Annotated in this window: 25 protein-coding genes, 1 tRNA gene and 1 pseudogene; 15 read left to right on the forward strand and 12 right to left on the reverse strand. The window is 66.6% G+C overall.

Annotation, left to right across the window (positions count from 1 at the left end; genetic code table 11):
- Positions 1-106 precede the first annotated feature (106 nt).
- On the reverse strand, positions 107-376 hold the full coding sequence (locus tag V5F67_RS17180) for a hypothetical protein (RefSeq protein ID WP_394021744.1): 270 nt from the start codon (positions 374-376) through the stop codon (positions 107-109).
- 82 nt (positions 377-458) lie between these two features.
- On the opposite strand from V5F67_RS17180, the gene V5F67_RS17185 reads away from it, so the two are divergent.
- The 4 genes from V5F67_RS17185 to V5F67_RS17200 all read left to right on the forward strand — a co-directional run bounded on the left by V5F67_RS17185 (position 459) and on the right by V5F67_RS17200 (position 1,938).
- The gene (locus V5F67_RS17185) at positions 459-830 is read left to right on the forward strand and encodes a GntR family transcriptional regulator (protein ID WP_394021743.1); all 372 of its coding nucleotides are present in this window, start codon (positions 459-461) and stop codon (positions 828-830) included.
- Positions 831-888: 58 nt separating this feature from the next.
- The gene (locus V5F67_RS17190; protein ID WP_394021742.1) at positions 889-1,038 is read left to right on the forward strand and encodes a DUF3363 domain-containing protein; all 150 of its coding nucleotides are present in this window, start codon (positions 889-891) and stop codon (positions 1,036-1,038) included.
- A 106-nt stretch (positions 1,039-1,144) separates the two neighbouring features.
- Positions 1,145-1,435 (forward strand): type II toxin-antitoxin system TacA family antitoxin, encoded by a 291-nt coding sequence (locus V5F67_RS17195; protein WP_394021741.1) that lies wholly within the window; start codon positions 1,145-1,147, stop codon positions 1,433-1,435.
- Complete coding sequence (locus tag V5F67_RS17200; protein WP_394021740.1) at positions 1,432-1,938, forward strand: GNAT family N-acetyltransferase; 507 nt, start codon at positions 1,432-1,434, stop codon at positions 1,936-1,938. The genes V5F67_RS17195 and V5F67_RS17200 overlap by 4 nt, the downstream gene beginning before the upstream one ends.
- A 567-nt stretch (positions 1,939-2,505) precedes the next feature.
- Here V5F67_RS17200 and V5F67_RS17205 read toward each other — a convergent pair.
- Positions 2,506-3,126: a DoxX family protein gene (locus V5F67_RS17205; RefSeq protein ID WP_394021739.1), complete on the reverse strand. Its 621-nt coding sequence runs from the start codon at positions 3,124-3,126 to the stop codon at positions 2,506-2,508.
- Here V5F67_RS17205 and V5F67_RS17210 point away from each other — a divergent pair.
- From V5F67_RS17210 to V5F67_RS17220, 3 genes are all read left to right on the forward strand, one after another.
- Entirely contained in the window at positions 3,086-3,802 is a 717-nt protein-coding gene (locus V5F67_RS17210) for an HAD family acid phosphatase (RefSeq protein WP_394021738.1), read from the forward strand. The two genes, V5F67_RS17205 and V5F67_RS17210, sit on opposite strands and share 41 nt — an antisense overlap.
- 138 nt (positions 3,803-3,940) lie before the next feature.
- A complete protein-coding gene (locus tag V5F67_RS17215; RefSeq protein WP_394021737.1) occupies positions 3,941-5,266 on the forward strand; it encodes an MFS transporter in 1,326 nt (441 codons plus the stop codon).
- A gap of 46 nt (positions 5,267-5,312) precedes the next feature.
- Positions 5,313-5,963 carry a Crp/Fnr family transcriptional regulator gene (locus V5F67_RS17220; RefSeq protein ID WP_394021736.1) on the forward strand — a complete coding sequence of 217 codons (651 nt, stop codon included), beginning with the start codon at positions 5,313-5,315 and terminating at the stop codon, positions 5,961-5,963.
- A gap of 26 nt (positions 5,964-5,989) precedes the next feature.
- Here the strand turns inward: V5F67_RS17220 and V5F67_RS17225 are convergent, their stop codons facing one another.
- From V5F67_RS17225 to V5F67_RS17250, 6 genes are all read right to left on the reverse strand, one after another.
- Complete coding sequence (locus tag V5F67_RS17225; protein WP_394021735.1) at positions 5,990-6,442, reverse strand: DUF2306 domain-containing protein; 453 nt, start codon at positions 6,440-6,442, stop codon at positions 5,990-5,992.
- 86 nt (positions 6,443-6,528) lie between these two features.
- On the reverse strand, positions 6,529-7,275 hold the full coding sequence (locus V5F67_RS17230) for a histidine phosphatase family protein (RefSeq protein ID WP_394021734.1): 747 nt from the start codon (positions 7,273-7,275) through the stop codon (positions 6,529-6,531).
- Between the two features lie 183 nt (positions 7,276-7,458).
- On the reverse strand, positions 7,459-7,956 hold the full coding sequence (locus tag V5F67_RS17235; RefSeq protein WP_394021733.1) for a hypothetical protein: 498 nt from the start codon (positions 7,954-7,956) through the stop codon (positions 7,459-7,461).
- 29 nt (positions 7,957-7,985) lie between these two features.
- A complete protein-coding gene (locus tag V5F67_RS17240) occupies positions 7,986-8,318 on the reverse strand; it encodes a GCG_CRPN prefix-to-repeats domain-containing protein (RefSeq protein WP_394021732.1) in 333 nt (110 codons plus the stop codon).
- 358 nt (positions 8,319-8,676) lie between these two features.
- Positions 8,677-9,474 (reverse strand): helix-turn-helix transcriptional regulator, encoded by a 798-nt coding sequence (locus tag V5F67_RS17245; protein ID WP_394021731.1) that lies wholly within the window; start codon positions 9,472-9,474, stop codon positions 8,677-8,679.
- Between the two features lie 122 nt (positions 9,475-9,596).
- Positions 9,597-11,210 carry an OPT family oligopeptide transporter gene (locus tag V5F67_RS17250; RefSeq protein WP_394021730.1) on the reverse strand — a complete coding sequence of 538 codons (1,614 nt, stop codon included), beginning with the start codon at positions 11,208-11,210 and terminating at the stop codon, positions 9,597-9,599.
- A 363-nt stretch (positions 11,211-11,573) separates the two neighbouring features.
- Here V5F67_RS17250 and V5F67_RS17255 point away from each other — a divergent pair, with 363 nt between their 5' ends.
- The 3 genes and pseudogenes from V5F67_RS17255 to V5F67_RS17265 all read left to right on the forward strand — a co-directional run.
- A complete protein-coding gene (locus V5F67_RS17255; RefSeq protein WP_394021729.1) occupies positions 11,574-12,671 on the forward strand; it encodes an S-methyl thiohydantoin desulfurase family protein in 1,098 nt (365 codons plus the stop codon).
- Entirely contained in the window at positions 12,668-14,236 is a 1,569-nt protein-coding gene (locus V5F67_RS17260) for a hydantoinase/oxoprolinase N-terminal domain-containing protein (protein WP_394021728.1), read from the forward strand. Before V5F67_RS17255 ends, V5F67_RS17260 begins: the two co-directional genes overlap by 4 nt.
- Positions 14,237-14,338: 102 nt before the next feature.
- A pseudogene (locus tag V5F67_RS17265) lies at positions 14,339-14,860 on the forward strand (integrase core domain-containing protein); the annotation flags it as partial.
- Positions 14,861-15,215: 355 nt separating this feature from the next.
- Here the strand turns inward: V5F67_RS17265 and V5F67_RS17270 are convergent.
- From V5F67_RS17270 to V5F67_RS17280, 3 genes are all read right to left on the reverse strand, one after another.
- Positions 15,216-15,292 (reverse strand) — tRNA-Arg (locus V5F67_RS17270).
- A gap of 312 nt (positions 15,293-15,604) precedes the next feature.
- Positions 15,605-17,230, reverse strand: coding sequence for a GMC family oxidoreductase (locus V5F67_RS17275; RefSeq protein WP_394021727.1), 1,626 nt, complete (start codon positions 17,228-17,230; stop codon positions 15,605-15,607).
- 193 nt (positions 17,231-17,423) lie between these two features.
- A complete protein-coding gene (locus V5F67_RS17280; RefSeq protein WP_394021726.1) occupies positions 17,424-18,074 on the reverse strand; it encodes a GntR family transcriptional regulator in 651 nt (216 codons plus the stop codon).
- A 313-nt stretch (positions 18,075-18,387) separates the two neighbouring features.
- On the opposite strand from V5F67_RS17280, the gene V5F67_RS17285 reads away from it, so the two are divergent.
- From V5F67_RS17285 to V5F67_RS17305, 5 genes are all read left to right on the forward strand, one after another.
- Positions 18,388-19,758 carry a malonyl-CoA decarboxylase gene (locus V5F67_RS17285; RefSeq protein WP_394021725.1) on the forward strand — a complete coding sequence of 457 codons (1,371 nt, stop codon included), beginning with the start codon at positions 18,388-18,390 and terminating at the stop codon, positions 19,756-19,758.
- A gap of 12 nt (positions 19,759-19,770) precedes the next feature.
- Positions 19,771-21,297: a malonate--CoA ligase gene (locus V5F67_RS17290; protein WP_394021724.1), complete on the forward strand. Its 1,527-nt coding sequence runs from the start codon at positions 19,771-19,773 to the stop codon at positions 21,295-21,297.
- A 143-nt stretch (positions 21,298-21,440) separates the two neighbouring features.
- Complete coding sequence (locus V5F67_RS17295) at positions 21,441-22,436, forward strand: TRAP transporter substrate-binding protein (protein WP_394021796.1); 996 nt, start codon at positions 21,441-21,443, stop codon at positions 22,434-22,436.
- Positions 22,437-22,753: 317 nt separating this feature from the next.
- Positions 22,754-23,260, forward strand: a complete 507-nt coding sequence (locus V5F67_RS17300) for a TRAP transporter small permease subunit (protein ID WP_394021723.1) — start codon at positions 22,754-22,756, stop codon at positions 23,258-23,260.
- Positions 23,257-24,582: a TRAP transporter large permease gene (locus V5F67_RS17305; RefSeq protein ID WP_394021722.1), complete on the forward strand. Its 1,326-nt coding sequence runs from the start codon at positions 23,257-23,259 to the stop codon at positions 24,580-24,582. Before V5F67_RS17300 ends, V5F67_RS17305 begins: the two co-directional genes overlap by 4 nt.
- 245 nt (positions 24,583-24,827) lie before the next feature.
- On the opposite strand, the gene V5F67_RS17310 is transcribed toward V5F67_RS17305, so the two are convergent.
- Positions 24,828-25,712, reverse strand: a complete 885-nt coding sequence (locus V5F67_RS17310) for a transglutaminase family protein (RefSeq protein ID WP_394021721.1) — start codon at positions 25,710-25,712, stop codon at positions 24,828-24,830.
- Between the last annotated feature and the right edge of the window lies 1 nt (position 25,713).

Consider the following 25,713-nt stretch of genomic DNA (forward strand, 5'->3'; position numbering starts at 1 on the left):
GCCCGCGCGAGCCCAGAGCCCGCGCTTCGAATGGTTCTATAGCGAGGGCGCGCGCGCCCGACAACCATCCGCCGCGCCAATCCCTCCGGACACGGTCCTGGACCGATCAGCGCAGGACCAGGCAGTCCGCGGCAGCCATGGCCGCGGTGTTGGCCGAAAGGTGGCTCACCTTGCCGGACAGAACTAGCTTGCGGGTCTGCTCGGTGACGATGGCACGGCCGTCAGCCCCCTTCACCAGAAGCGGAACGCTGGCATTGTAGATCGCCCGCGCGTCCTCGGGGAGCTTCGCAGCGCAACGGCTCGCCGCAGCGGCATCGGCAAGCGCTGGGGTTGCGAGGGCCACAAGTGCCGTGAGGCTCACCACAACTCGCATCATGAACCGCTCCCTGGATAGGCCGGGGCATCACACGACCCGGCCATCCCCTCTGCCGGTGCACGGCAGGGAATGCAAGACCCGCGTGCCGCCATCTGCCGAGATCGCGCCCTTGGTGGAGGCCTGCGACGCCATGGCCGCCGCCATGGAGCGCGACGACCTCGACGCCTGGGCGAGAGCCGACGAGCGCTTCCACCTGTCGCTGGTCGAGCTGTGCGGCAACCGCCGGCTCGCAGCCATGGTGATGGCGGTGTGGGAGCAGTCCCACCGCGCGCGCATGTTCACGCTGCGGCTGCGGCCGAAGCCCACAGATTCCACGCGGGAGCATCGGGAGATGGTGGAAGCCATCCTCGCGGGCGATCCCTCGCGCGCAACCCGGCTCTATCGCGCTCATCGCGAGAAGGCGTCGGGACAGATGGTGCGCATCATCGAGCAATACGGCCTGACCCGGCTGTAGGCGTTCCAGCCGGCGCGCCAACGCCGGTCGACCAGGCAACAACGAGCGCGAGGGCTATGTGAGCCGCCGGCTGGCCGGCGTCGCCAATCTCGCCAGCGGGCGCTTCGCCATGATCGAGGACGGGCTCGGCTTCCAGCTCGTCCCCTGGCAGCCCGCCCTGGAGAAGCGCCTCGACCACTATATCAGCGGCGTCCGGCGCGACGACTAGAGCATCGACTGGGAATTCAGCCGCAAGCGGCAGATCGGGCTGGGGTCATGAAGCGCCTTGAACAATACGGCATTTTGCCGTATATAATTGGGCTGAAGGAGCCCCCATGCCCAAGCCCCAAGTTGAAGCCGAGACCGCCCGATTGGAAGCGCGTATTCCGGTCCAGGTCTATGACCAGATGCAGCGCGCCGCCCGCTTACGCGGCCTGACCCTGACTGGCTATCTGATCGCCACCGCCGGCGAGGACGCAAGGCGCGTTGTCGAGGACGCCGAGATCATGCGGCTCGCACGCGAGGATCAAATCCGCTTCGCCGAGGCGCTGATCAATCCGCCCAAGCCGAACGCGCGGCTGGCCCGCGCGGCGAAGCGTCATGCCGAGCTGATCGAACGTCGGTGAGCGCCCGCTTCGCCATCGAGCCGCTGGCGAAGGCGCACAAGCGGGCGGATTTCAGCTGCGGCAACGACCGGATCGACAGCTACTTCCGCGAGACCGTCTCGCAGGACGTGAAGCGCAAATACGCCACCTGTTTCGTCGCCAGGGAGATCGCGACGGATCGGGTGGCGGGCTTCTACACGCTGTCATCCAGCAACGTCCCCTTGAACGAGGTTCCCGAGGCTCTGGCGAAGAAGCTGCCGCGCTATCCGACCGTCCCCGCCGTGCTGATCGGCTGGCTTGGGCGGCATAGCGACTATGCCGGACAGGGGCTTGGAGAAGCCTTGCTGTTCGACGCCATCAAGACGGTGGCGACCGCGCCTATCGGCGCGCACGCGATTTTCGCCGATGCCATCGACGACGGTGCGGCGGCCTTTTATGCCGCCTTCGGCTTCACGCCTTTGGTCCGGCGGCCGCGCACTCTTTATCTGCCGGTGACGACGGCGTTGAGCCTGGTATCGCCATGACGACCGCCTCCGTCCCTACGCCGTTTCCGCCCCGCGCCGCCGCGCGCGAGTATTTTTTGCGCCACGGCGCTCGGAGGCTTCCGGCGTAGCGAAAGGCTATTCTTTCAAGGACGTCGTTCGGTGATTCTAGGCCAATGGCCAGACTTCGCAAGGAACGCCCGCCGACCGCATCCGAGCAGCTTGAAGCGTTGCTCGGTCAGCCGTGGCCTTTTCCGGGCCGGCCGCCGAAGCACGATCTTTCGACTTGGACCGTCACCGACGAGTGGCCCGAGCACATTCCCGTGACCTATGCGGTCGAAGCCGGGGCTATCGAAACGAACCCGGTACACGGTGTGCGGCTGCCGAAGGACAATGTCTGCGCCCGGCGACTGTTCGATGACGCCTCTCGCAGGGCAGCCCGGGCGTCATAAAGGGATGAAAGCGCCCTCTTCATGTTGCCTTGATACGCCTCAGCGCAGGTTGCGACGCCCACTGTTCCGAGCACTGCGGCTCCAGCGGCCAGCGCCGCGAGGCGTCGACGGTTCACCTGCACATCATCCATGATGATCTCTGTATATTTCTACTGAATTATTTCGCTTTCTGGTCCTGGCAGAGGATCGCCGCCGCCAGGAGCGCACCGATCAGAGAAATGTGCTCCATGACCACATGAAAATGCGCGGTTCGCTCCGGCTCGGGCATCGTCCAGAACCCATGCGCGATGGGTATTGTCAGCACCGTGAAGACGATGAGGGATGCCGCGCCCAGCCAGGCCGCGCGGTTTAGAATGATCATGGCCGATCCAATGAGAAGCCACGCGGCAGTCGCAGCGCCAAAGACCGGCGCCGGCTCCAGGCCGAAATGCGCCATCTCCTCTACCCAGGAGGGGAACGAAAAGAGCGCGGCGAGGCCAGCGCTCCAAAAGACAAACGTCAGCAAGACGCGTGCGACAAGCCGCACAACTGCGGAACCAAAAATTGTATCGAGAATATTTTGCATCTTTAGCTTAATCTGTTGCGCCGGGATGGCCTCGCCTGTCTCCTTCGCTTGAGGAAAGGCCCTCGTCATCACCAGAAGTAATGATGTGCTCTCACCCCTGCCGCCGCATGTTGGCGCCGTTCGCTGCGCGGGCGATCTTTGCGGATCAGGAGGCATGTTGGTGGGTCGATGGATGATGGCGCGCGTCGTCGCGCTGGTGATGATCGCGAGCATAGCGCCCCCGCCGGCTGCGTTCGCTCAAACGGCGAATAGCTTGTTCGTGGCACCGCCTGCGCAGCCCCTCAATGTCGGCGATGCCATTCGCGCCGCTGCCGCATATCACGACAGCGCTGCCTATGAGCGCGACCTGTCAGCGGTCACGCGTGCTGCAATAGCCTGGATCAATGACGCAGCGCCCCACAGCCCCCGGCCTGCTGTCGTGCTCGATATCGACGAAACGGCTCTGTCGAATTGGGAGGTCATCCGGCGTAATGACTTTGGCCGGCCCATCGGCGGACCGTGCCTCGCAGGTGGCACCGATCCCTGCGGCTGGGCCGCCTGGGACATGCTGGCGTCCGATGTGGCCATTACGCCGGTGTTGGATCTCTTCAGACGCGCCCGGGAGCTCGGTATCGCTGTGGTATTCATCACCGGCCGTCCGGAAAACCAACGGACCGCGACCGAGACGAACCTGCGAGCCGCTGGCTTTGCTGGATACGAGGCCATTTACATGACGCCGGATGGCACGCGTTTCGCATCGGCGGCCGACTTCAAGACGCCGATCCGGGCACGGCTGGAAAAGGATGGCTACACCATCATCGCCAATGTGGGTGACCAACCCTCCGATCTTCTGGGTGGTCATGCCGAGAAAATCTTTCTCCTGCCCAATCCCTTCTACCGCGTGCCATGACGAGCGCCCGCGCGCGGCGGGACCAGAATGCCCACAGGGCTGCCACCATCCATTGCCGGCCGCACGAGCAGGAAGCGTCACCTTTGTGGCTGCGCCCTCGGAACCAAGTTCGTTCCTGCGGCAAGTAGGGAGTAGATCATGTTCGGCTCACTCTCCTCCGGGGGATCGAAAGCACGCACCATCATCGCCTCGGCCATCGGAAACGGGCTCGAATGGTTCGACTTTCTCAGCTACGGCCTGCTCGCAGGATCGATCGCGATCGCATTTTTTCCCGATCACGCACCGGGTTCCGGCCTCATCCTGGCTTTCGCGACCTTTGCGGTCGGCTTTGCCGTCCGGCCCATCGGCGGGGTTCTGCTGGGGCTCTATGCGGACAAGGCCGGACGCCGCGGCGCGCTCGCCTTAATGATGGGGATGATGTCCGGGGGCAGCCTGCTCCTCGCGCTGGCGCCAGCCTATGACCAGATCGGCATCGCCGCCCCCCTTCTCGTCGTTGCCGCGCGGATCGTGCAAGGGCTCTCCGTAGGCGGCGAATTCGCCGGTTCCGCAACCTTCCTGGTGGAGCACGCACCGCCCGGCCGACGCATGTTCTACGGTAGCTTCCAGATGTGCGCGCAGGGCGTCGGCATTCTGGCGGCATCGCTTTTCATTTTTTCGCTCGAGCAGACCCTGACGCCGGACGCCTTCGGCGCCTGGGGGTGGCGTATTCCCTTCGCGGCCGGCGCCATCATCGGGCCTGTCGGGCTCTATTTGCGTTGGCGCGTCGCAGAGACTCCGGAATTTTGCGCCCCTGCCTCGAAGAGCCCTGCGGCTGGCAGTGTGCTGCGCGCATTGCGCACCGAGGCGCCCGCGCTTCGGTGCGGCATCGGTCTGATCGCCGTGGGCACCGCCATCGCCTATCTTTGGCACAGCTATCTGGTGGTCTATGTGGTGCATGAGCTTCGCCTGACGCGGACGGACGCATTGCTGAGCGCCTCCGCGTCCGGCGCATTGGCCGTGTGCCTCTACCCCCTGGCCGGTTGGCTCGGGGATCGGCTCGGTCCCTTCCGCCTTTTCTTATGGTCCACCGCGATCTTCGCTGTGCTGACATGGCCCCTTTACGCTTGGCTGACGGGCGCGCCCGATTTCGAACGGCTCATGGCGGCGCAGCTCGTCGCGACCGCCTTTCTCGCCTTCATTTCCGCCTGCCATCCCGGATTGCTGACCATGCTGTTCCCGGTCAAAGTGCGGACCACAGGCGTGGCGCTTTGCTATAATTTTTCGGTATTGGTCTTCGGGGGCCTCGCACCGCTCACAGTGTCGTGGCTGGTCGCACGGACGGGCAGCCCCATGATGCCGGCTGTTTATCAGATCGTAGTCGCAGGCCTGTCGCTGCTTCTGGTGCTTTCGGCCCCTTCGGCACGTCGGCAGGCTCTGGACCGCAACAGGGCGACGAAAGATAACCCGTCGTCTAATTTCAGGTAATAGGGTAGCATCGGTGTCACCGCTGCGATCCAGGGCGTGTTGATTGATGCCTACACTCAATAATTTCATTCTTCGACGAACGGATTTGCCTCCGGCGGAGATCGACTGGCTTCTCGCCCATGCCAAGCCGCGTGTGCTGCCGCGCGGTGGCGTCTTCTGTGCCATCGGGCAGGTCGAGCACGAGATCGGCTTCCTCGATGAGGGCATCCTGCAGGTGTTCGCCTTATCGGCGGATGGGCGCAAAATCCTACTGGACTTCATCTTCGCAGGCGGCGTCGCCCTGGCCCTGGACAGCGCGACCAAGGGCCTCCCCTCCGAGGTGGTGTTCGAGGCCGTCATTCCCTGTCGGCTCACGGTGCTTCCCTATCACCTGCGGCACGCGGCCGTGGAGCGTCATGCGGGTTGGGAGCGCCTGGCGACGCGGATGACGGAGGAGATGTTCCAACGCAAACAACAGCGGCATATGTCGCTGCGCTCGAAGACCGCGCGGCAGCGCTACGCAGAGCTCTCCTGCGAACTGCCGAAGGCATGGCGATCGATCCCCCAGCATCTGATCGCCGCCTATCTCGATATCACGCCGCAATATCTCTCCACCCTCAAGCAACGGGTGAAACGGGAGATGACGTCTGTGAAATTGCCAAAGCGGATCAGAACCACGGGCCTTCTCGTCAGCCCGGGAGAGGATGTGAGCCGTTAGCGCGCCACTCCGGCCGCGAGAGCAGCTCACGGTGCCCCGAACAAGACCTGGTGCATGATGCGTCCGGGCCAGAAGGTGAAGAGCCCCGCCAGCACGAGGCCGCCATAGAACAGCCCGCGCATGCCTCTGGCATGAGGGCCGATGTCGCCCCTGCGCCCATGCAGGAGGGCGAGAGGGAGCGCATAGAGAACGTAGAGGGAGAGAAGGTGAATGGGGCCGAAGGGGCCAATCCATCGCATTTCATGAATGAAGAAAGACGATAGCGCAACAACGGCCATTAAGGCCGCCCACACCCAACCCACGAGCCGATGGGGAGCTGTTCCCTTGGGCGCAGCCAGCTGGACAATGCCGATCGCCAATGCGGCGACGGCGGAGAACGCGTGAATGCGGATCGCCGCCGAGGCGTCAAGAAGCGGTTCCAGTGTCATCGCGCCTCCCAGTTTTGCGTCGCGCGGAATTCGTTTCACAGCGCTGACCATGGATACTCAGAGCGTCTAAACTGCCGCTATTCCGCCGGCAACGCCGCCATACGCGTTTCCCCGCCGACATCAGTTTGCCTCGTGCCTCAGAGGCAACCGGACTTGGCGGAGCGCGGCTCGGGCCGCCCCCAACCGTTGGAGGGCAGGTCCTCGAAAGGGGGCCGGAAGACCTGGCGCACCAGGCTGAAGCGCGACGGCACTGTCAATGTCGGGCTGTCGTATTCGAGAATCCAGAAGTAATCATAGGTGTCATCGGGCCAGGTCGCGGGCACGCGAAGGGGTGCACCTCTCATTTGGTCTAGGTGCAGAAGTTGCCGAAGCGTGACCTGCTGGCCCGGGAAGGCTCTTTCCAGCCGCGCGCTGGCGATATGGAGATGCTCCCACACCATGACCACCGTCTGTCCATGCCAACGCGGATTGTCCAATAGGTCCCGGGCCACCGCGGCGGTTCTCGCATTGAGCAAGACTTCGGGGTGAAATGGCGTGAGCATGAGCGGGTTCGCGGCAACGCTCATGTTCCACGCCGCCGCGATGGGCTGCGCGGTCTCCAGCGTGTGCAAGGTAATGGCGAGAACGGCCGCCGGCCTAGCGCCATTGAGAAGACTCCTGGATGCCGTCGGACCAAGATATTGCGCGGCGAGCGCCTCTGCACGTTGCCGGCCAACGCCACACAGCGATAGCAGGTTCTGTTTCTCACCATGGCGCACGATGATGATGCGCGCGGGCGCTGCCTTTGCCTCGTTGGCGACGAACACAATGCTACCCAATGCAATAAAAATAATAAGAACACACAACTTGAGCAACAGCGTTCGATCGATGCGCTGGTTCGCCACCTGGGAAAGCTTTCGTGTGATTGTGCGCGTCATGTCGCAAGACGGGCCAAGCGCGGGACATGAACCCTTGCCCCGGTCGACGTACTGAGAACGACGGCTGAGCGCTACGGCTCATTTCCGTGGCGTGAATGCCTTCGCGACATGAGTGTTGTGGGAGGCGTCAGGCCCCCCACACTCTTATGGTCAGCGCTCTTCTTCCTCGAACAGCCAAAGCGAGCGTGTCGCCAGCGGCGACTGGGCGTCGGCAATCATTCCGAGAAAAGCCGGCATCCGATGCTTCTGCACATCCGAGAGCGACGCGACGAGCGGACGTGTCGCGGTGACGAAGTCTTTCAGGTCCTGGCCGCGGATGACCTCGGCCTCGCCGATCCGCTCGAGCGCCTCGAGAAAGTCCGCTGGCGGCTTGGCCTCCGCCCGCTTCTTGCCGCGGGCCATGGAATCCGCCGCGATCTTGCGGATCGAGGCCTCCACCGGTGGCCAAAGCTTATCCTGCTCGGGCGTCAGCTCCAGCACCGTCTTGAGAGCGGCAATGCGCGCATTGAGGACCGCGCTCGCATCCGCATCGGAATAGATCTCGATGATGCGAGTTTCCTGCGGGGTATTCTGCGCCTGGACCACGGACGCCGCCAGCAGCAGACTGCCGCAGACCGTCACGCACACGGCGGACTTGATGAGGTTCATGTTCATTCTCCGCAATAAAAGCGCGTGACCTACTGCCAGTTTCCATCGGGCAGGCGGCCGTGAAAGGGGGTGTTGCGGCAATGCCCCCAGGGGCCTCGCCAATAGCCGGGAGGACAGCCGTTCCAAGGCGCGCCGCCGTTGTAGGGGCCGAAATACCCCCCCGGATAAGGCCCGAATCCGAAGCGGTGGCAGGCGCCACCCGGTCCGCGATACCACCCCGGACCGCAGCCATCGGCGACGGGGGTGATCAGCGCCGGCGCTCCCGTGAGCGGAGAGGCGGGCAGCGGCAGTGCCACCGCCGAAAGCCCCGAAGCGACGAGAAATCCGGCGGCGGCCGCCGCCTTCAGTAAAGTACCTGCCATGCGACAATCCCTTCCGTCGTCTGGATCATTCCTGCTCCGCCATCGCTCGCCGCCAACATCGCGCCGACACATCGGAGAGGTCACGGCGGACAAGGCGCCAGTCCTCGCGATGCTCTAGACCGGCGTTTGCACCTGCTGCGCGTCCCGCTCAGCGCAGCTGATGGACCGTGCAGCAACACGGTTCAGCAAGACCTGGAGCGAAGATCGATCACCCGGCCTACATGCAGGGGGCAGCAAGGTGCCGTCATCACCAGAAGTGTTGATGTGCGACGTCGCAGGCAAGCCGCGCGGACCTTCCGACGATCCCTGCGTGCCAGCAACAAAAGGCGCTGCGGCGGGTCAGCCTCTCTTTGGGAATTCAGCCCTCCTTGGGGAGCACGGCGGAATCCGGAGGGAGCATGACCATGACGCTCCCGATCCTGTTCTCAAAGGCCCGCAGGTTCGGGGCCCCGGACTTGGACAGAATGGATCGGATCTGTGAGCGGATGGTATCGAGCCTGACGCCGCGCAGCCGCGCGACCTCTTCGGCACTTATTCCACCCACCAGATCGCTCGCCACTTCCGCTTCGGCTTGGGTGAAGCGGAACAGGGTGCGTAGCAGCACGGGAGGCGGCTTCGGGATCGCCGCGAACGGCTTGAAGATCAGGAGTGCCGCATTTCGGAAGCGTGCGCCCATCAGTGGATCGACCAACCCGTCCGCGATCGGCGAAATGAGACAGATGCTGCGGGGGCTGCATAAGGGATGGAACGGGTTGGACGGCTCGCAGGCCTCGCTGGTCGGTCCCTCCCCGAGGGCTGCGACAACCAAACGCCGCAGCTCCAACGTATCCGCTCGGGTTCCCAATGAAAGGTAGGTCCCACCGCCACGCACGCGCCGCGTCATGACAAAGCCGGCGCAAGGGCGAGTGGCATGGGTTCGACTGGCAGCGCTGGCATAGAGGACCCGCAGCCGCGAATCCACGACGACGATACACAGGCCGAGTACGCTCACGGCGTTTCGCGTGATCGCCGTAACCACGGGGCCATGTCCGTGAAATGGGGTGTCAGGGGGCAGCGCGCTGGCGTCGGCCCACAGCCAATCCTCCAGCTCGAGCCCGACTTCATCGCCGTCCGCTGCATTCGGATCCAGGTCATGACGGAGGCGTCCTTCGTGCATCGCGACTCTTGTTCCGGTGATCAGGCTCGTGGAGAGCCAATCCCGGAACGCGCGGCACTGTCATTCAACTACATGAAGTTTTGCATGGCCCTTCGCTGCCGGCGGTCGTGGCAGGGCGCGCCTCAGCGGCCGCGAAGCACGCCGATGGACATCCCTTGAAGCACCGAAACAAGAGCATCGGCACAGATGACGCCGCCTCCGAAGGTCTGCAGCGCCTCCTGACGGGATGGCCGACATTTCAGCCAGATGAGGCGCAGGGCAAGGCCTGTGAGGACAGCGAGCCCGGCGCCCGGATCACCCAGCAGCAGTCCGGTGGCCAGCATGACCCCAAGCTGCCGGCGCGCACCACCGATCCACTGAATGAAGGCGCCGGGAAGAGCCCATAGAGCAAGGCTCGCCAGCGTCTGCGGGTGCGCTCCGGTGTCGATGGCAGCCGCATAGACGCGGTCGATGGGTGGAATGAGGCCCCTTCCGAACAGGCTCGGCCACGCGAGGGCCGTAATGGGAATGGCGACGGCGAAGGCGATGAGAGTAGCGAGCAACTGCTGGCGCCGCCCCTCCAGCTCGAACGCCGGCCCACAGCCCGCCCGCAGGATCGTCCCCGCCTTCAGGTCGTAGCCCATGTCGGCGAAGCATGGCCCCGTGGCCGCAGTGAAGCCGGTGAGCAAGGCGAGCGCCAGGGGCGGAAAGCCAGCCAGGAGGCCCAGCATCAAGGTCACGAGGGCGAGCGCATAGGCAGGAAACCAGCCGCTCTGCATGGCCGCCAGCCCCACCACCAGCTCATGGGCGAGCGCAGCCACTGCAGCGAACACGACGAAGGCCGCCAGCATCCACGGGTCGAGCTCAGCCGCGAGGCCCCCGGCAACAGCGATGAACGCCGCAACGGCAACGAACGCCGCCGCCCCACCCGTGAGCGTGCGGCCCGGACGGCGAGACGCCGCCGCGCCCACGGCTCCGGTGGCATCGGAGCGAAGGTGGGGGATGATCTGCGCAAGAGCAACGAGTGCCGCGCCGATCATCATGCCATGCGGCAGCAGCGTGGGATCGATGCCGAGGCGCTGGATCCGGGCCGCTCCCCCGCCCGCAGCGAGCCAGCCGGCGGGGATCTTCGCCAACAGCCCGGCGCAGAAGGCTGACAAGGCTGGCACGCTACCGATGAACGCGACCCCGAACGCGAGCATGGGCAGCCCCATCGCCCCACCCGCCAGGCCAACACCACCGCCGAGGGCCAGCATGCGGCCTGCCCTGCGGCCAGGGTCTCCCATCTGGATCACCTCGGCTGCGGCAACGCCGGGCGGCCAAGCTCCTTCGGCCGGAAAGATCGCGGTGCCATAGAGGCGATAGAGCATGATCGCGTCGATGATCATCGCCATGGCCACGCCGGCGAACAACGGCGCGATGAGGTCCGTGCGGCCGAGAAGGAAAGGAATGCCGATGGGCAGCAGCAGGCTGTTGGCTGCTCCGAAAGTGGCGCTGGACATGGCGCTCTGCACCAGGTTCTGCGCATGCGGCGACCGGTAGCCAGCGAACGCCGCCAGCGGGATCCGCCCCAACGTCATGGCGGCCATAGCGCCGATGACGGACGTGTTCGGCGTGATGCCAAGCGATGCGATCAGGTCGAGCCCGATCAGCGCGCCGGCGGCAGCGACCGCCACGATAGGGAGAAGCAGAGCAGCCGACATCGCTCGGGGATGGACCACCGGCCTATCGGGTTCGACGTCGACGCTGTCGCTCATAATGCGCGTTCAAAAGCCCCGAAGGTGAGAAACGAAACCTGGCGGGCAAAGGCGCCATTTGATGGGAAAAACGGCGCGAATGCTGGCGCGCACGACACCCGAACGGCTCCGCTCCACCCCACCCGCGCACATTAGGCGGATGATCTCCGGGCGGCATCACCACATCTGGTGATCTCCGTGAAGCTCGCGTGCTGAGGCGGTGCCCGCCATGTTTCGCGTCATCACTTCTGGGGATGCTTGGCTTGCCGATCGCGGGCAGCCTTTCGCCCGACGCCTTTGCCCATCGCGCCCTTCCCGCTCCTTTGGGCAGACGGGCGATTGCGTGCCTCCAAAATTGCCCGCCTCCAAAAAAGGACGTGGTCATTGCCTCGCTTGCTGAAGACCGACGAACTGGAATTCCTCGCCACCGGCGCCTGGATCCTCGGCACGGGCGGCGGCGGATCGCCTTATGCCTCGTATCTGGGCGTGCGGCGCTTCCATGACGAGGGCGGTCGCATCACGCTCATGGACCCCGATGAGCTCGACGACGACGACCTTGTCGCCGTGGTGTCCACCATGGGGGCGCCGCTCGTCTTCCAGGAGCGCATGACCGACGCCGACTTTGCCCTCAAGCCCGTGCGCGCCATGGAGGACTATCTTCGCCAGTCGTTCCGCGCGGTAATGAGCGTGGAAGTCGGCGGGTGCAACGCCTTCCAGCCGCTGCTGGTGGCGGCCGCAAGTGGCCTGCCGGTGGTGGATGCCGATGCCATGGGCCGCGCCTATCCGGAGGCGCAGATGCAGAGCTTCTCCATCGCCGGACTGAACATGGTTCCGCACGCTGTGGCGGACGTGCGCGACAATGCGGTGCTCATCACCCGGGCCGCCGGCTGGCATGAGATGGAGCGCGTGCGCCGGAAGGTGTGCACCGAGTTCGGATCGGTCGCCACCACCTGCCAGGCGCCCCGCACGGGGGCAGAGATCAAGCGCTTCGCCGTTCTGCGCACCCTGTCGCAGGCTATCGCCCTCGGCTGCGAGGTGCACCGCGCCCGCGCCGCCCACGAGGACCCGGTCGAAGCCACGGTGCGCGCGGCCCGCGGCATCCGGCTGTTCGGAGGCAAGGTGGCGGACGTGCAGCGCCAGACGACGGAAGGCTTTCTGCGCGGCGATGTGCGCCTCGACGATCTCGATGCGGATGAAGGCGCCACGTTCGAGATCGCGTTCCAGAACGAATTCACCATCGGCCGGCGTGACGGCGCGGTGGCGGTGACCACCCCCGACCTCATCTGCGTGCTGGATGCCGTCACGGGCGAGGCCATCGGCACGGAAAGCCTGCGCTTCGGCCAGCGTGTGACGGTAATCGCTCTGCCTGCGCCGGCGATCCACCGCTCGCCGGAGGGCCTTGCCCACGTGGGGCCGCGCGCCTTCGGCTACGACGTGGAGTTCCGCAGCGTGTTCGACGGCAACGAGGAGGCCCGCCCATGAGCCGCATCGGCATCGACGTTGGCGGAACCAACACGGACGCCGTCCTCATCGACGGCGACAAGGTGCTGGCCGCAGTCAAGAGCCCCACCTCCGCGGATGTATCGGACGGCGTGCGCCGCGCTCTTGCCGATCTGATGGCGCGGGCGGCGTCCCTCCCGACCGCGCCCCGCATCGATGCGGTGATGATCGGCACGACCCATTTCACCAATGCGGTGATCGAGCGGCGCGCGCTCGACAAGGTGGCCGCTCTGCGCATCGGCCTTCCCGCCAATGCGGGATTGCCGCCCTTCATCGGCTGGCCGGCGGATCTCGCCGAGGCCATGGGCGGCTCCGTGCACATGGTGCGTGGCGGCCATGATTATGACGGGCGATCCCTGGTGCCGCTGGACCGCGCCGCCGTGCGCGCCGAGGCACGACGCATGGCCGAAGCCGGGCTCACCGCCATCGCCATCACCAGCGTCTTCTCCCCGCTCACCGATGAATGCGAGCGGGAGGCGGCCCAGATCGTGAGCGAGGAGGTGAGCGGCGCGCGCATCACCCTTTCCCACGAGATCGGCCGCATCGGCCTGCTGGAGCGGGAGAATGCGGCGCTGCTCAATGCCGGCCTGCAGAGCCTTGCGCGGCGCACCACGGCCGCCTTCGCCACGGCCATCGCCGACAGCGGCCTCGACGCGCCCTTGTTCCTCACGCAGAACGACGGCACCATCGTGCAGGGCTCGGTGGCGGAGAGCCATCCAGTCTATTGCTTCGCTTCCGGCCCCACCAATTCCATGCGGGGCGCGGCCTTTCTCTCCGGCATCGCGGATGCGCTGGTGGTGGACGTGGGCGGCACCACCAGCGATGTCGGCTGCCTGAAGGCGTGCTTTCCGCGCCAAGCGAACGCGGCGGTGGAGATTGGCGGGGTTCGCACCCAGTTCCGCATGCCCGACCTCCTCTCCATCGGCCTTGGCGGCGGCACCGAGATCTCCCCGGATGGGCAGCGCATCGGCCCCGGCAGCGTGGGGTTCCGGCTGCCGGAGAAGGCTCTCGTTTTCGGCGGGGATACCCTTACCGCATCCGACGTGGCGGTGGCCGCCGGGCGGCTCGATCTTGGCCACCGCGGAAAGGTCGCAAGGCTGCCCGCTGCTCTCGTGGCGCAGGGCCTCGCGCGCATGGAGCACATGATCGCCAACGCCGTGGACCGGATGCGCACCGACGCCACGCCCCTGCCGCTGCTGGCCGTGGGCGGCGGCAGCTTCCTGGTGCCGGATCAGATGCCCGGCATCTCGCAGGTCGTGCGCGTTCCCCATCATGCGGTCGCCAATGCCGTGGGCGCGGCCATCGCCCAGGTGAGCGGCGAGGTGGACCGCATCTTCACCGGCCTCACCCGCGAGGAGGCCCTCGGGCGGGCACAGGCGGAAGCCACCCGACGGGCGATCGCGGCCGGCGCGGAGCAGGCAAGCCTCCAGACCCTGGAGATGGAGGATCTGCCCATTGCCTATCTTCCCGGCAATGCCCGTCGGGTCCGTGTTCGCGTCATCGCAGACATCGCCATGGCCGATGTTCGTGCCGAAGCTCCATCCTGATCACCGGGAAGCGGCATCCACCGAGCCAGACGACGCCCCGGATGTGTCCAACGAGCCTGAACCTGCTTCCGCGCTCCCTCCCCCATGAAAGGGGGGCATGCGGCCGTCCCGCGGGGAGTGAACCAGCGCTGGAGCCGCGACTTCGTGTCCGATGCCCTGAACGACGGCCAGCGCTTCCGGGTGTTGAACATCGTCGACGACTTCGCCCGCGAATGCCTGGCAGCGGTCGTGGACACCTCGCTCTCCGGCGCCCGCGTGGTGCGCGAACTCAACGAGGTCGTCGTCCGCCGCGGTCGGCCTTGGATGATCGTGTCGGACAACGGCACGGAGCTGGTCAGCCGGGCGATCCTGAACTTCTGCGAGGAAACCGCCATCAAAGGGCACTACATCGCCCCGGGCAAGCCGATCCAGAACGCCTTCGTGGAAAGCTTCAACGGCCGCCTGCGGGACGAGTGCCTCAACGAGCACGCCTTCTCCTCGCTTGTCGAGGCGCGGCGGATCATCGAGGCTTGGCGGATCGACTACAACACCGTCAGACCCCATACGAGCCTCGGCGGCCTCTCGCCGTCGATGTTCGCAAGTCGGTCCCATGAGGACCAAAACCCAGCCGGGCCTAACTTATGACCGGCAGGAAAATGGGGGGGCACGTCACTCAGATCGGCGACCAAGGAGCGAGAAGTGAAGGCGAGGGCTGGGCCGCATGATGAAAGACGGAGGCTATCCTAGGGCTTTTAAACGAAGACCTGATCGTCACGGAGGGATGACATCGGGCGTCTACCGACCTCATGACACCCCAGAGGCCGTGGCAGCACGGGTCGCCAAGCCAAGCGTTTCATACACCGTTGAATTTTGGAGCAGACAGGTTCGGATGCAGGTACGAGCCGCGCCGCGCCCCTGCCAAGGCGTGCCATTCAGCTTCCAGCACGAGGACAATAATGGGCGCCTGCCACGCAAAAGCCAAAGCAATCCTTAGTTGCAATGGCGCACCCGACACGATTCGAACGTGTGGCCTCCGCCTTCGGAGGGCGGCGCTCTATCCAGCTGAGCTACGGGTGCCTGCTGCCTGTGCAGTGCTTACTCGGATTTGCTGCGAAAGTTAAGCCCTTGAGCCAGCCTGCTGCAAGCTATTGAATTGAAAAATGCTTTTCTTCACACGTTTCGCATCGGCCGGCTCGACAGATGCCTTCGGAAGGCAACTCTCTATCCAGCGGAGCCACGGTGCAGGCTTTGAACAGACCCAGCCTTCATAGTCCATGCCAGGTAGCTGGGCAACCGACGGAGCTGGCACGTGCGGACGCCCCCCGGGACGGAAATTTGCCCCGTTTTCCCCGGCAAGAAGCGCGCGCTTCTTTCGCCGGCGGAACAGCGTCATCGCGCGTCATCCAGGATCATCCGCGCGCCCTTCTCGGCGATCATCACGGTCGGGGAATTGGTGTTGCCGGAGGTGATGGTGGGCATCACCGAGGCGTCCACCACCCGAAGGCCCGGCACACCGATCACCCTGAGGCGCGTGTCCACCACCGCCATGGGGTCGCTCTCAAGGCCCATCTTGGCGGTGCCGACCGGGTGGAAGATGGTGGTGCCGACATCGCCCGCCGCGCGCCGCAGGCCCGCCTCGTCCGCGTCGGTAATCTGCGGGTCCGGCACGGTCTCCCGCGGCCGGAAGGGCGCGAGCGCCGGGCGGGAGACGATGCGCCGGGCGATGCGCAGCGACTGGGCCGCCACCCGCTGGTCCTCCTCGGCCAAGAGATAGGCCGGGGCGATGGCGGGGGCGGCGGAAAAGTCCGGGCTCTTCAGGCGCAGCGTGCCGCGGGATTCGGGGCGCAGGTTGCAAACGCTCATGGTGAAGGCGGGATAGCGGTGCAGCGGCTCGCCGAACTTGTCGAGCGAGAGCGGCTGCACGTGGAATTCGAGGTCGGCGCGCTCCTTTTCGGCGAACGACTTGGTGAACAGGCCGAGCTGCGACGGCGCCATGGTGAGCGGCCCGCGCCGGCGCAGCGCGAAGTCGAGCCCCATGCCCATCTTGCCGAAGATCGAGTGGTAGCGCTCGTTGAGCGTGCCGACGCCCTCCACCTTGAACACGGTGCGCAATTGCAGGTGATCCTGGAGATTGGCGCCGACGCCGGGAATATCGCGCGCGACGGCAATCCCCATCTCGGCGAGGTGCGCCGCCGGCCCCAGGCCGGAAAGCATGAGCAGCTGCGGCGAGCCGATGGCGCCGGCGGCAAGGATCACCTCGCGCCGGGCATTGATCCGCCGCGCGCCGTTCCTGGTGCGCACCACCACGCCCGCGGCGCGGCCATCCTCCAGCACCACCTTCTCCACATGGCCGGCGGTGACGAGGTCGAGATTGGGCCGCGAGAGGACGGGCTTCAGGAAGCCGCGCGCGGTGCTCCAGCGCAGGCCGGTCTTCTGGTTCACGTGGAAATAGCACGAGCCGGTGTTGTCGCCGGTGTTGAAGTCGGGGATCGGCGGGATGCCGTCCTGCGCCGCCGCCTGTCGCACCGCGTCGAGCAGCGGCCAGGTGACGCGCGGGAATTCCACGTGCCATTCCCCGCCTTTGGCGTGGTGGGCGTTCGGCCCGAGAAAATGGTCCTCATGGGACTTGAACAGCGGCAGCACGTCGTCCCAGCCCCAGCCTTCGAGGCCCAGCTGGCGCCAGTGGTCGTAGTCGCCCGCCTGGCCACGCATGTAGATCATGGCGTTGATGGCGGAGGAGCCGCCGATCACTTTGCCGCGCGGATAGGAGAGCTGGCGGCCGTTGAGGCCCGGCTCCGGCTCGGTCTTGAAGCACCAGTCGGCGCGCGGGTTGCCGATGGCGAAGAGATAGCCGACCGGGATGTGGAACCAGACCCAATTGTCGCGCCCGCCCGCCTCGATGACGCAGACGCGCACGTTCGGGTCCTTCGAGAGCCGGTTGGCGAGCACGCAGCCGGCGGAGCCCGCGCCGACGATCACATAGTCATAGGGCTGCGTGATATCCGCCTCGGCCATCCGTCCCTCCCTTTTTGTTGGCCGGACTGTGGCGCGCCCCGCCACGGGCGGCAAGGGGAGCGGCCGCGCCGGCATGCGGGCGAGATAGGCCCGGCGCGGAGCCCTTGTCGATGCGCCATTGGGCGGAAGAGCGGCTCAGGCTGCGAGATCGTAGGCCAGATCAGAAGCGCGGCCGGGATGTGCCACGCCCGCCTCAAGCCTCCTCCAGCGCGGCGATCAGCGACATGAAGCGCTCGCCCTGGACCAGGACGTGGGCGCGCAGGCGCTCGGCAGCGGTGGCGCCGTCGCCGGCGAACAGCGCCTCCAGGATCGCCTCGTGCTCGGCGAACGAGGCGTCCATGCGGCGCGGCACCTTCAGCTGGAGACGGCGATAGGGCTGCAGCGCCCGCTGCAGCCGCAGCGCCTCCGCGCCCAGCACCCGGTTGCCGGTGGCGGTGTAGATGGCGGCGTGGAAGGCGGCATTCGCCGGGTAATAGGCGGCGTCATCCCCCGCGGCCACCGCCTCCCGGCATTCGGCATGGGCGGCGGCGATGGCAGCGCGGTCAGCCTCGCCCATGCGGGCGGCTGCGAGGCGCGCGCAGGAGGCCTCGATCTCCGCCATCAATTCGAAGGATTCCACCAGTTCGCGCGGACCGAGCAGGGTCACGTGGGCGCCGCGGCGCGGGCGGATATCCACCAGGCCAGATGCCGACAACTGGATGAGCGCCTCGCGGATGGGCGTGCGCGAAACGCCGAAACGCTCGGCGAGACCGACCTCGTCGAGCCGTTGGCCGGGCCGCAGGCGCCCGGCGACGATGTCGTCTTCCAGCGCCTCCCGGAGCCTGGGGGTCTGCTCTCCGCGCACCGCCGCCTCCCACTCCGGGAAGGAAGAAGACCTTGGCAAAAAATGCAAGAAGAAAAAATTTGTATACATGAACATTGACAGCGCATGCAGCGTGCGGCTTCATGGACGGAATACGCGATCACAGGTCCGTCATGCGCTCACCGTTCACCCACATGAGGACGACGCAGATGTGCAAGGCCGCGGCCTGCAACGCGGCTTCCGGAACGTTTTTCCCGGCGGCGGCTCGCGGTCTTCCATCCCTTGCCATCGCTGCTCTTCCCCTGTCCGATGGCTTGAGAGCGGCCCTTCGGGCGGGCACGGCGGGAGTGCGGACATGAACGCGAACACCTCCTTCTTCGGCGAGCTGCTCACCTCCATCGCCGACCGCGGCCGTGCGCTGCTCGACCGCGGCAGCCGGGTCAGCGGCGCCACCAAGGCGGCGACGCTGGTGGAGCGCTGCGAGGATCTGCTCTCGGGCAAGGGCGAGGCTTCCGGCGTCGCGCTCGCCACCGACATCCTGGATCGCTACGGCCGGATGAAGACCGGGGAGCGCATCGCCTTCTTCGAAGGGCTCGCCGAGCAGTTCGGGCCGGATCGCGAGCGTCTCGACAAGGCCATCGAGAGCTATCGCCGTACCGGATCGGATGCCGCCACGGCCGAACTCCACGCCGCCTCCGAACCGCGCCGCCAGGAGCTGTTCCGCCGCTTCAACCTCGCCCCGGGCGCCACGCTCTCCCTGGTTCGGATGCGCGAGAATCTCATGGACGCCATGGCCCACCGGCGCGACCTCGCGAGCGTCGACCGGGACTTCGGCCACCTGTTCTCCTCGTGGTTCAACCGGGGGTTCCTCGTGCTGCGCCGCATCGACTGGTCCACGCCTGCGAGCGTGCTGGAGAAGATCATCCGCTACGAGGCGGTGCACGCAATCCGCGACTGGAACGACCTGCGCGCCCGCGTCGACAGCCCGGACCGGCGCTGCTACGCGTTCTTTCATCCCGCGCTGGTGGACGAGCCGCTGATCTTCGTCGAGGTGGCGCTCATGACCGAGCCGCCGGCCGCCATCGCGCCGATCCTCGACCAGCAGCGCGCGCACCTGGAGCCGACGAAGGCCTCCACCGCGGTGTTCTATTCGATCTCCAACTGCCAGCGCGGGCTCGGCGGCGTCTCGTTCGGCAACTTCCTGATCAAGCAGGTGGTGGAGGAGATCTCGCGCGAGATCCCCTCGCTCACCACCTTCGTCACGCTCTCGCCGGTACCCGGCTTCCGCGCTTGGCTGGACGCCGAGCGCAAGCAGGACACCTCGCGCGCGCTCTCCGCCGCCGACAGGGAGGCCCTCAAGGCGCTCGACGATCCGGACTGGGCGCAGAGCGAGGCGGTGCGGGCCGATCTCATCCCGGCGCTGAGCGCCGCCGCCGCCAGCTACTTCCTCGTCGCCAAGACCAACAAGGGCAAGCCGGTGGACCCGGTGGCGCGGTTCCATCTCGGCAACGGCGCGCGCCTCGAGCGCATCAATCCCATGGGCGACCTCTCGCCCAAGGGCATCGCCCAGGCCGCCGGCCTGATGGTGAACTACCGCTACGTGCTATCCGACATCGAGAAGAACCACGAAGCCTTCGCCGGCAAAGGCGAGGTGGTGGCGAGCCCGGCCGTACGCAAGCTCCTGCGGGCGGACCCCTCCCCCCGAGCCCTCGTCCCCGTTCCCTGAGACAAGAAGAACATGAGCACCAACCATCTCTTCGGCGCCATCCGCGCCGCCATTCCCGATCAGGCGAAGCCGCTCGCCATCCATCCCGCCGGCGGGGCGGAGACCTATGGCGACGCGCTCGCCCTTTCGGCGCAGCTCGCCAACCTCCTGGTGGCGCGCGGCGTGAAGCCGGGCGACCGCGTGGCGGTGCAGGTGGAGAAGTCCTGGCCGGCGTTCGCCCTCTATCTCGCCGCGGTGCGCGCGGGCGCGGTCTATCTGCCGCTCAACACCGCCTATACGCTCAACGAAGTGGAGTACTTCCTTTCCGACGCCGAGCCGACCGTATTCGTCTGCCGCCCCGAGATCGCCGCTGAGGCGAAGGCGCTGGCGCAAAAGCTCGGCGTTGCGGCCGTGGAGACGCTGGGCGCGGACGGAAAGGGCTCGCTCACAGAGGCCGCCGCCGGTCTGCCGGCGACGTTCGAGGACGTGGCGCGCGGCCCCGACGACCTCGCCGCCATCCTCTACACCTCCGGCACCACGGGCCGCGCCAAGGGCGCCATGCTCACCCATGACAACCTTCTGTCGAACGCGCTGACGCTGAAGGACTACTGGCGCTTCACGGCCGGCGACGTGCTGATCCACGCGCTGCCGCTGTTCCACACCCACGGCCTGTTCGTGGCTTCCAACGTGGTGCTGCTCGCCGGCGCCTCCATGATCTTCTGCCCCAAGTTCGATGCCAAGGAGGCGCTCGCGCTCATGGGCAAGGGGGCGACCAGCCTCATGGGCGTGCCGACCTTCTACACCCGCCTTCTGGACCAGCCGGGCCTCACGAAGGAGGCGACGGCGGGCATGCGCCTGTTCATCTCCGGCTCGGCGCCACTGCTCGCAGAGACCCATCGCGCGTTCGAGGAGCGCACCGGCAACGCGATCCTCGAGCGCTACGGCATGACCGAGACCGGCATGAACACCTCCAACCCCTATGACGGCGCGCGCATCGCCGGCACGGTGGGCTTCCCGCTGCCGGACGTGGAGATCAGGGTCTGCGATCCGGAGACCGGCCGCGTGCTCGGCGCCGACGAGATCGGCATGATCGAGGTGAAGGGCCCGAACGTGTTCAAGGGCTATTGGCGCATGCCGGAGAAGACCGCCAGCGAATTCCACGACGGCTTCTTCATCACCGGCGATCTCGGCAAGGTGGACGGTGCCGGCTACGTGCACATCGTCGGCCGCGGCAAGGACCTCGTCATCACCGGCGGCTTCAACGTCTACCCCAAGGAAGTGGAAGGCGAGATCGACGCCATTCCCGGCGTGCAGGAGAGCGCGGTGATCGGCGTCGCGCATCCGGACTTCGGCGAGGGCGTGACGGCGGTGGTGGTGCGCAGCAAGGACGCGAGCCTCACCGAGGACCAGATCCATGCGGCTCTGGAGAACCGCCTCGCCAAGTTCAAGCTGCCGAAGCGCGTGTTCTTCGTCGACGAGCTGCCCCGCAACACCATGGGCAAGGTGCAGAAGAACATCCTGCGCGAGACCTACAAGGACACCTATCGTAACGTAGCGTAAGGCCACAATGGCCGGCCCCTCCCCGCCAAGGGAGGGGCGCCGACCGGGGAGAGAACCCCAGCGGACCAGGGAGCAACGCAAAGCCGGCCGCCCAGGTGCGGCCGCAGGGAGGAAGACCCATGAAGATGCACCGTAACACGGGCATGCGCGGCTTCGCGCTCGCCACTCTCGCCAGCGCCGCCTTGGCGTTCGCGACCCCGGCCTCGGCGCAGGACATCACGCTGAAGGCCTCGCACCAGTTCCCGGGCGGCAAGGGCGACCCGCGCGACGAGATGGTGCAGATGATCGCCCGCGATGTGGACGCGGCGAATGTCGGCCTCAAGATCCAGGTGTTCCCCGGCGCCTCGCTCTTCAAGCCCAACGAGCAGTGGGGCGCGCTCACCAAGGGCCAGCTCGACATGTCGTCGTTCCCGCTCGACTACGCCTCGGGCCGCGTGCCGCAGTTCTCGGCTACGCTGATGCCGGGCCTGGTGCGCAACTTCGACCGCGCCGAGCGCCTGAACAATTCCGACTTCATGAAGGACATCAAGAAGATCATCGATGACCAGGGCGCCATCGTCATCGCCGACGCCTGGCTCTCGGGGGGCTTCGCCTCGAAGAAGGGCTGCATCACCGGCCCCGACAGCATCAAGGGCCAGGTGACGCGCGCCGCCGGCCCCGCCTTCGAGCAGATGCTCTCCGCCGCCGGTGCCTCCATCGCCTCCATGCCCTCGTCCGAAGTCTATAGCGGCATGCAGACCGGCGTCCTGGACGCGGCCAACACCTCGTCCGAGAGCTTCGTCTCGTTCCGCCTCTACGAGCAGGCGAAGTGCCTCACCGCGCCCGGCGCCAACGCGCTGTGGTTCATGTACGAGCCGGTGCTGATGTCGAAGCAGGTGTTCAACCGCCTGAAGCCCGAGCAGCAGAAGGCGATCCTCGCCGCCGGAAAGAAGGCGCAGGACTGGTTCGCCCAGGAAGTGCGCAAGGGCGACCAGAAGCTGATCGACACCTACAAGAAGGCGGGCGTCGAGGTCATCGAGATGTCGGCGTCCGACTACGACGCCTGGCTGAAGGTGGCCCAGGCCAGCGCGTACAAGAACTTCGCCGAGAAGGTGAAGGGCGGCGACGAGCTGATCAAGAAGGCGCTCGCCGTCCAGTGATGGGCTGAGCCCGGAGGCTCTCCCGTCGCCGAAGCCTTCCCCCGCCCGCGGGGGAAGGTTGGGAGGAGTGGCGCCCCCGGCTTTCACCGGCCGTCATCCCCCGGCTTGTCCAGAGGATCCACGCCGCGACCGGGCAGCGCCCCCAGCGCCGTCCGTCGCTCCACACACTTGGTGGATGCCCCGGAGAAGCCGGGGCATGACGGAGCGAGGGCCGGCGCCCTCTCCCCTCGCCTTCGCCTGCCGTTCTCCGCTTGCGGAGGTCGTGCGCATACAACCGCATCCCGAAGACCGACGACCCCCTTGCGAAAGCAGAACCCATGCTCCGCCTCTATCTGAAGACCGTGGACACGCTGTCCAAGATCGCCGGCATCGCCGCCGGCCTGATGTTGCTGGCGGCCATGCTGGTGATCTGCCAGATGATCTTCATGCGCTACGTGTTCCGGGCGCCCACCATCTGGCAGACGGACTTCGTCGTCTTCTCCGCCACCGCCGCCATCTTCCTCGGCGCGCCCTATGTGCTGCTCACGCGCGGCCATGTGGGGGTGGACGTGATCGAGCTGATGGCGCGCCCGCCGGTGCGGCGCGTGCTGGGGCTGATCGGAGCCGCGCTGGGGCTGCTGTTCGCCATCGCCATGACGGTCGCGAGCTACATCTTCTTCCACGAAGCCTACGTGAACGAGTGGCGCACCTCGTCGGCCGCGGCGATCATCCTGTGGGTGCCGTTGCTGCCGCTGCCCATCGGCTTCGCCCTGCTCACCCTGCAATATGTCGCCGAGATCCTGCGCCGCCTGAAGGGCGTGGACGGCTTCGGAGCCCATCCATGAGCGCGCTCTCACCCACCACCGCCGGCTTCCTCATCGTCGGGATGCTGCTGCTCCTGCTGGCCACCGGCATGCCCATCGCCTTCGCGCTCGGGCTCGCCGCCATCGCCGGCCTCCTGGTGGCGAACGGCGTCGGCGTGTTCGAGGTGCTGGCCGAGACCATGTTCGCCGGCATCGGCAACCTCGCCTACGTCTCGATCCCCATGTTCGTGCTCATGGGCGCGGCGGTGGCGGCGACGCCAGCCGGCAAGGATCTCTACGAGGCCCTGGACCGGTGGCTGAACCGGGTGCCGGGCGGGCTCGTCCTGTCGAACATCGGCGCCTGCGCCATCTTCGCCGGAATGACCGGGTCGAGCCCGGCAACCTGCGCCGCCATCGGCAAGATGGGCATCCCGGAAATGCTGAAGCGCGGCTATCCCGCCTCGGTCGCCACCGGCTCCATCTGCGCCGGCGGCACGCTCGGCATCCTCATCCCGCCCTCGGTGACGATGATCGTCTACGGCATCGCCACCGAGACCTCCATCGGCCGCCTGTTCCTGGCGGGCGTGATGCCGGGGCTGATGCTGACCGCCATGTTCATGGCCTGGGCGCTGGTCGACTGCAAGCGCAAGGGCTTCCGCTTCGACGACAAGGGCAACCGCTTCACCTTCGGCCAGAAGCTCGCGGCGCTGCCTCGGGTGACGCCCTTCATCATCATCATCGTCGGCACCCTCTACGTGCTCTATGGCGGCGTCGCGACGCCCTCGGAGGCGGCGGGTGCCGGCGCCTTCCTGACGCTCGGCGTCGTCATCATCATGTACCGGCTGTTCCGGCCGAAGCCGATCATCGACATTTTCTCGTCCACCATGCGCGAGAGCATCATGATCATGATGATCATGGCCTCGGCGGAGCTGTTCGCCTTCGCGCTGTCGTCGCTGTTCATCACCCAGACGGTGGCCTCCACCATCGCCAGCCTGGAGGTGAACCGCTGGGTGCTGATGGGGATCATCAACGTGTTCCTGCTGGTGGCCGGCATGTTCCTGCCGCCGGTTGCGATCATCGTGATGTCGGCGCCGCTCCTGTTCCCGATCGTGGTCTCGTCGGGCTTCGACCCCTACTGGTTCGCGGTCATCCTCACCATCAACATGGAGATCGGCCTCATCACCCCGCCGGTGGGCCTCAACCTGTTCGTAGTGAACGCCATCGCGCCCCAGGTGCCCACCACCCAGGTGCTGTGGGGCTCGCTGCCCTATGTCATCGCCATGATCATCGGCATCATCATCCTGTGCATCTTCCCGGAGATCGTCACCTGGCTGCCCGACCAAGTGATGGGGCCGGCGATGTAAACCCGGGTGCCGCCGTTCAGGCCACCCCTTCCGGAAGGGGTGGCGCCGGATGCGGGAGCATTGAGGACCGGCCGCTGCCTCACCACCGTCATGCTCCGGCTTGACCGGAGCATCCACGCCACCTCCCCGCATGCCGCCCGGCCGCAGGATGGGCCATTCGGTCAAGCCGAAGGGCGACGGTGGTGGATGGGGCGGCCGCGGGGAAGAGCTACGGGGGCGACGGCGGGTGGGGACTTCGGTCGTCCCTACCGCTCCACCGGGATCACGTCGACGCCCACCGAAAGGACGTGGTCGCCGGAGGCGACGATCACCCCGTCCACAGGCGAGACGTCCGCATAGTCGCGGCCGATGCCGAGGATGATGTGGTCGTCCCCGGCGGGAATGGCGTTGGTGGGATCGAGGCCGATCCAGCCCGCCTGACGCCCGCACCACAGCTCCACCCAGGCATGGGTGGCATCCGCCCCTTCGAGGCGCGCCTGGCCTTCCGGCGGCACGGTCCGCAGATAGCCCGAAACGTAGCGCGCCGGCAGGCCGATGCCCCGCAGGCCGGCGATCATCACCTGCGCGAAGTCCTGGCACACGCCGCGCCGCACCGCGAACGCCTCGTGCGGCGGCGTGGTGACGATGGTGGAGCCGGGCTCGTAGACGAACGCGTCCTTGATCCGGTGCATCAGCTCCAGCCCGGCCTCCAGCACCGGGCGGTCGCCGGAGAAGCTGGTGGCGGTCCAGTCGGTGATCTCGCCGTCGATCGGCACCGCGCGCGAGGCGAACAGGCCGTGGCAGGGGGCGCGGGCGGACAGGTCCGGAATCTCCAGCGCCTCGGCGCGCGCCATGTCGACCGTGGGCGTCGCCTCAGCGTCCGGCAACGCCGTGGAGATCACCTCGACGCGGCTGCGGGTGGATATCTGCAGGTGGTCGTGCGGCGCGTCCAGCGTCACCCAGGTGACGCCGTTGCCGAAGAAGTCGGTGCCCTGCTCGCGCTCGGCGGGATCGGGCAGGATTTCGAGCATGTGGGCGATCACGTGCTGGTGGCCGGCACGGTCCACCGGCGTCATGCGCAGCACCTGCCGCGCCACCCGCACGGGCACGGTGTAGGTGTAGGTGGTGGTCTGGCGGACATCGTAGAGCATC

The organism is Xanthobacter pseudotagetidis (genome assembly GCF_043194795.2).
GTDB lineage: Bacteria > Pseudomonadota > Alphaproteobacteria > Rhizobiales > Xanthobacteraceae > Xanthobacter > Xanthobacter tagetidis_A.

What these genes read in the sequence shown, in the direction of transcription:
- V5F67_RS17210 (WP_394021738.1), top strand. Translation starts at nt 3,086, where the DNA reads ATGATGGCGCGCGTCGTCGCGCTGGTGATGATCGCGAGCATAGCGCCC.
- V5F67_RS17240 (WP_394021732.1), bottom strand. Translation starts at nt 8,318, where the DNA reads ATGGCAGGTACTTTACTGAAGGCGGCGGCCGCCGCCGGATTTCTCGTC.
- V5F67_RS17205 (WP_394021739.1), bottom strand. Translation starts at nt 3,126, where the DNA reads ATGCTCGCGATCATCACCAGCGCGACGACGCGCGCCATCATCCATCGA.
- V5F67_RS17215 (WP_394021737.1), top strand. Translation starts at nt 3,941, where the DNA reads ATGTTCGGCTCACTCTCCTCCGGGGGATCGAAAGCACGCACCATCATC.
- V5F67_RS17295 (WP_394021796.1), top strand. Translation starts at nt 21,441, where the DNA reads ATGCGCGGCTTCGCGCTCGCCACTCTCGCCAGCGCCGCCTTGGCGTTC.
- V5F67_RS17245 (WP_394021731.1), bottom strand. Translation starts at nt 9,474, where the DNA reads ATGCACGAAGGACGCCTCCGTCATGACCTGGATCCGAATGCAGCGGAC.
- V5F67_RS17310 (WP_394021721.1), bottom strand. Translation starts at nt 25,712, where the DNA reads ATGCTCTACGATGTCCGCCAGACCACCACCTACACCTACACCGTGCCC.
- V5F67_RS17275 (WP_394021727.1), bottom strand. Translation starts at nt 17,230, where the DNA reads ATGGCCGAGGCGGATATCACGCAGCCCTATGACTATGTGATCGTCGGC.
- V5F67_RS17180 (WP_394021744.1), bottom strand. Translation starts at nt 376, where the DNA reads ATGATGCGAGTTGTGGTGAGCCTCACGGCACTTGTGGCCCTCGCAACC.
- V5F67_RS17235 (WP_394021733.1), bottom strand. Translation starts at nt 7,956, where the DNA reads ATGAACCTCATCAAGTCCGCCGTGTGCGTGACGGTCTGCGGCAGTCTG.
- V5F67_RS17220 (WP_394021736.1), top strand. Translation starts at nt 5,313, where the DNA reads ATGCCTACACTCAATAATTTCATTCTTCGACGAACGGATTTGCCTCCG.
- V5F67_RS17195 (WP_394021741.1), top strand. Translation starts at nt 1,145, where the DNA reads ATGCCCAAGCCCCAAGTTGAAGCCGAGACCGCCCGATTGGAAGCGCGT.
- V5F67_RS17250 (WP_394021730.1), bottom strand. Translation starts at nt 11,210, where the DNA reads ATGAGCGACAGCGTCGACGTCGAACCCGATAGGCCGGTGGTCCATCCC.
- V5F67_RS17285 (WP_394021725.1), top strand. Translation starts at nt 18,388, where the DNA reads ATGAACGCGAACACCTCCTTCTTCGGCGAGCTGCTCACCTCCATCGCC.
- V5F67_RS17290 (WP_394021724.1), top strand. Translation starts at nt 19,771, where the DNA reads ATGAGCACCAACCATCTCTTCGGCGCCATCCGCGCCGCCATTCCCGAT.
- V5F67_RS17300 (WP_394021723.1), top strand. Translation starts at nt 22,754, where the DNA reads ATGCTCCGCCTCTATCTGAAGACCGTGGACACGCTGTCCAAGATCGCC.
- V5F67_RS17305 (WP_394021722.1), top strand. Translation starts at nt 23,257, where the DNA reads ATGAGCGCGCTCTCACCCACCACCGCCGGCTTCCTCATCGTCGGGATG.
- V5F67_RS17260 (WP_394021728.1), top strand. Translation starts at nt 12,668, where the DNA reads ATGAGCCGCATCGGCATCGACGTTGGCGGAACCAACACGGACGCCGTC.
- V5F67_RS17225 (WP_394021735.1), bottom strand. Translation starts at nt 6,442, where the DNA reads ATGGTCAGCGCTGTGAAACGAATTCCGCGCGACGCAAAACTGGGAGGC.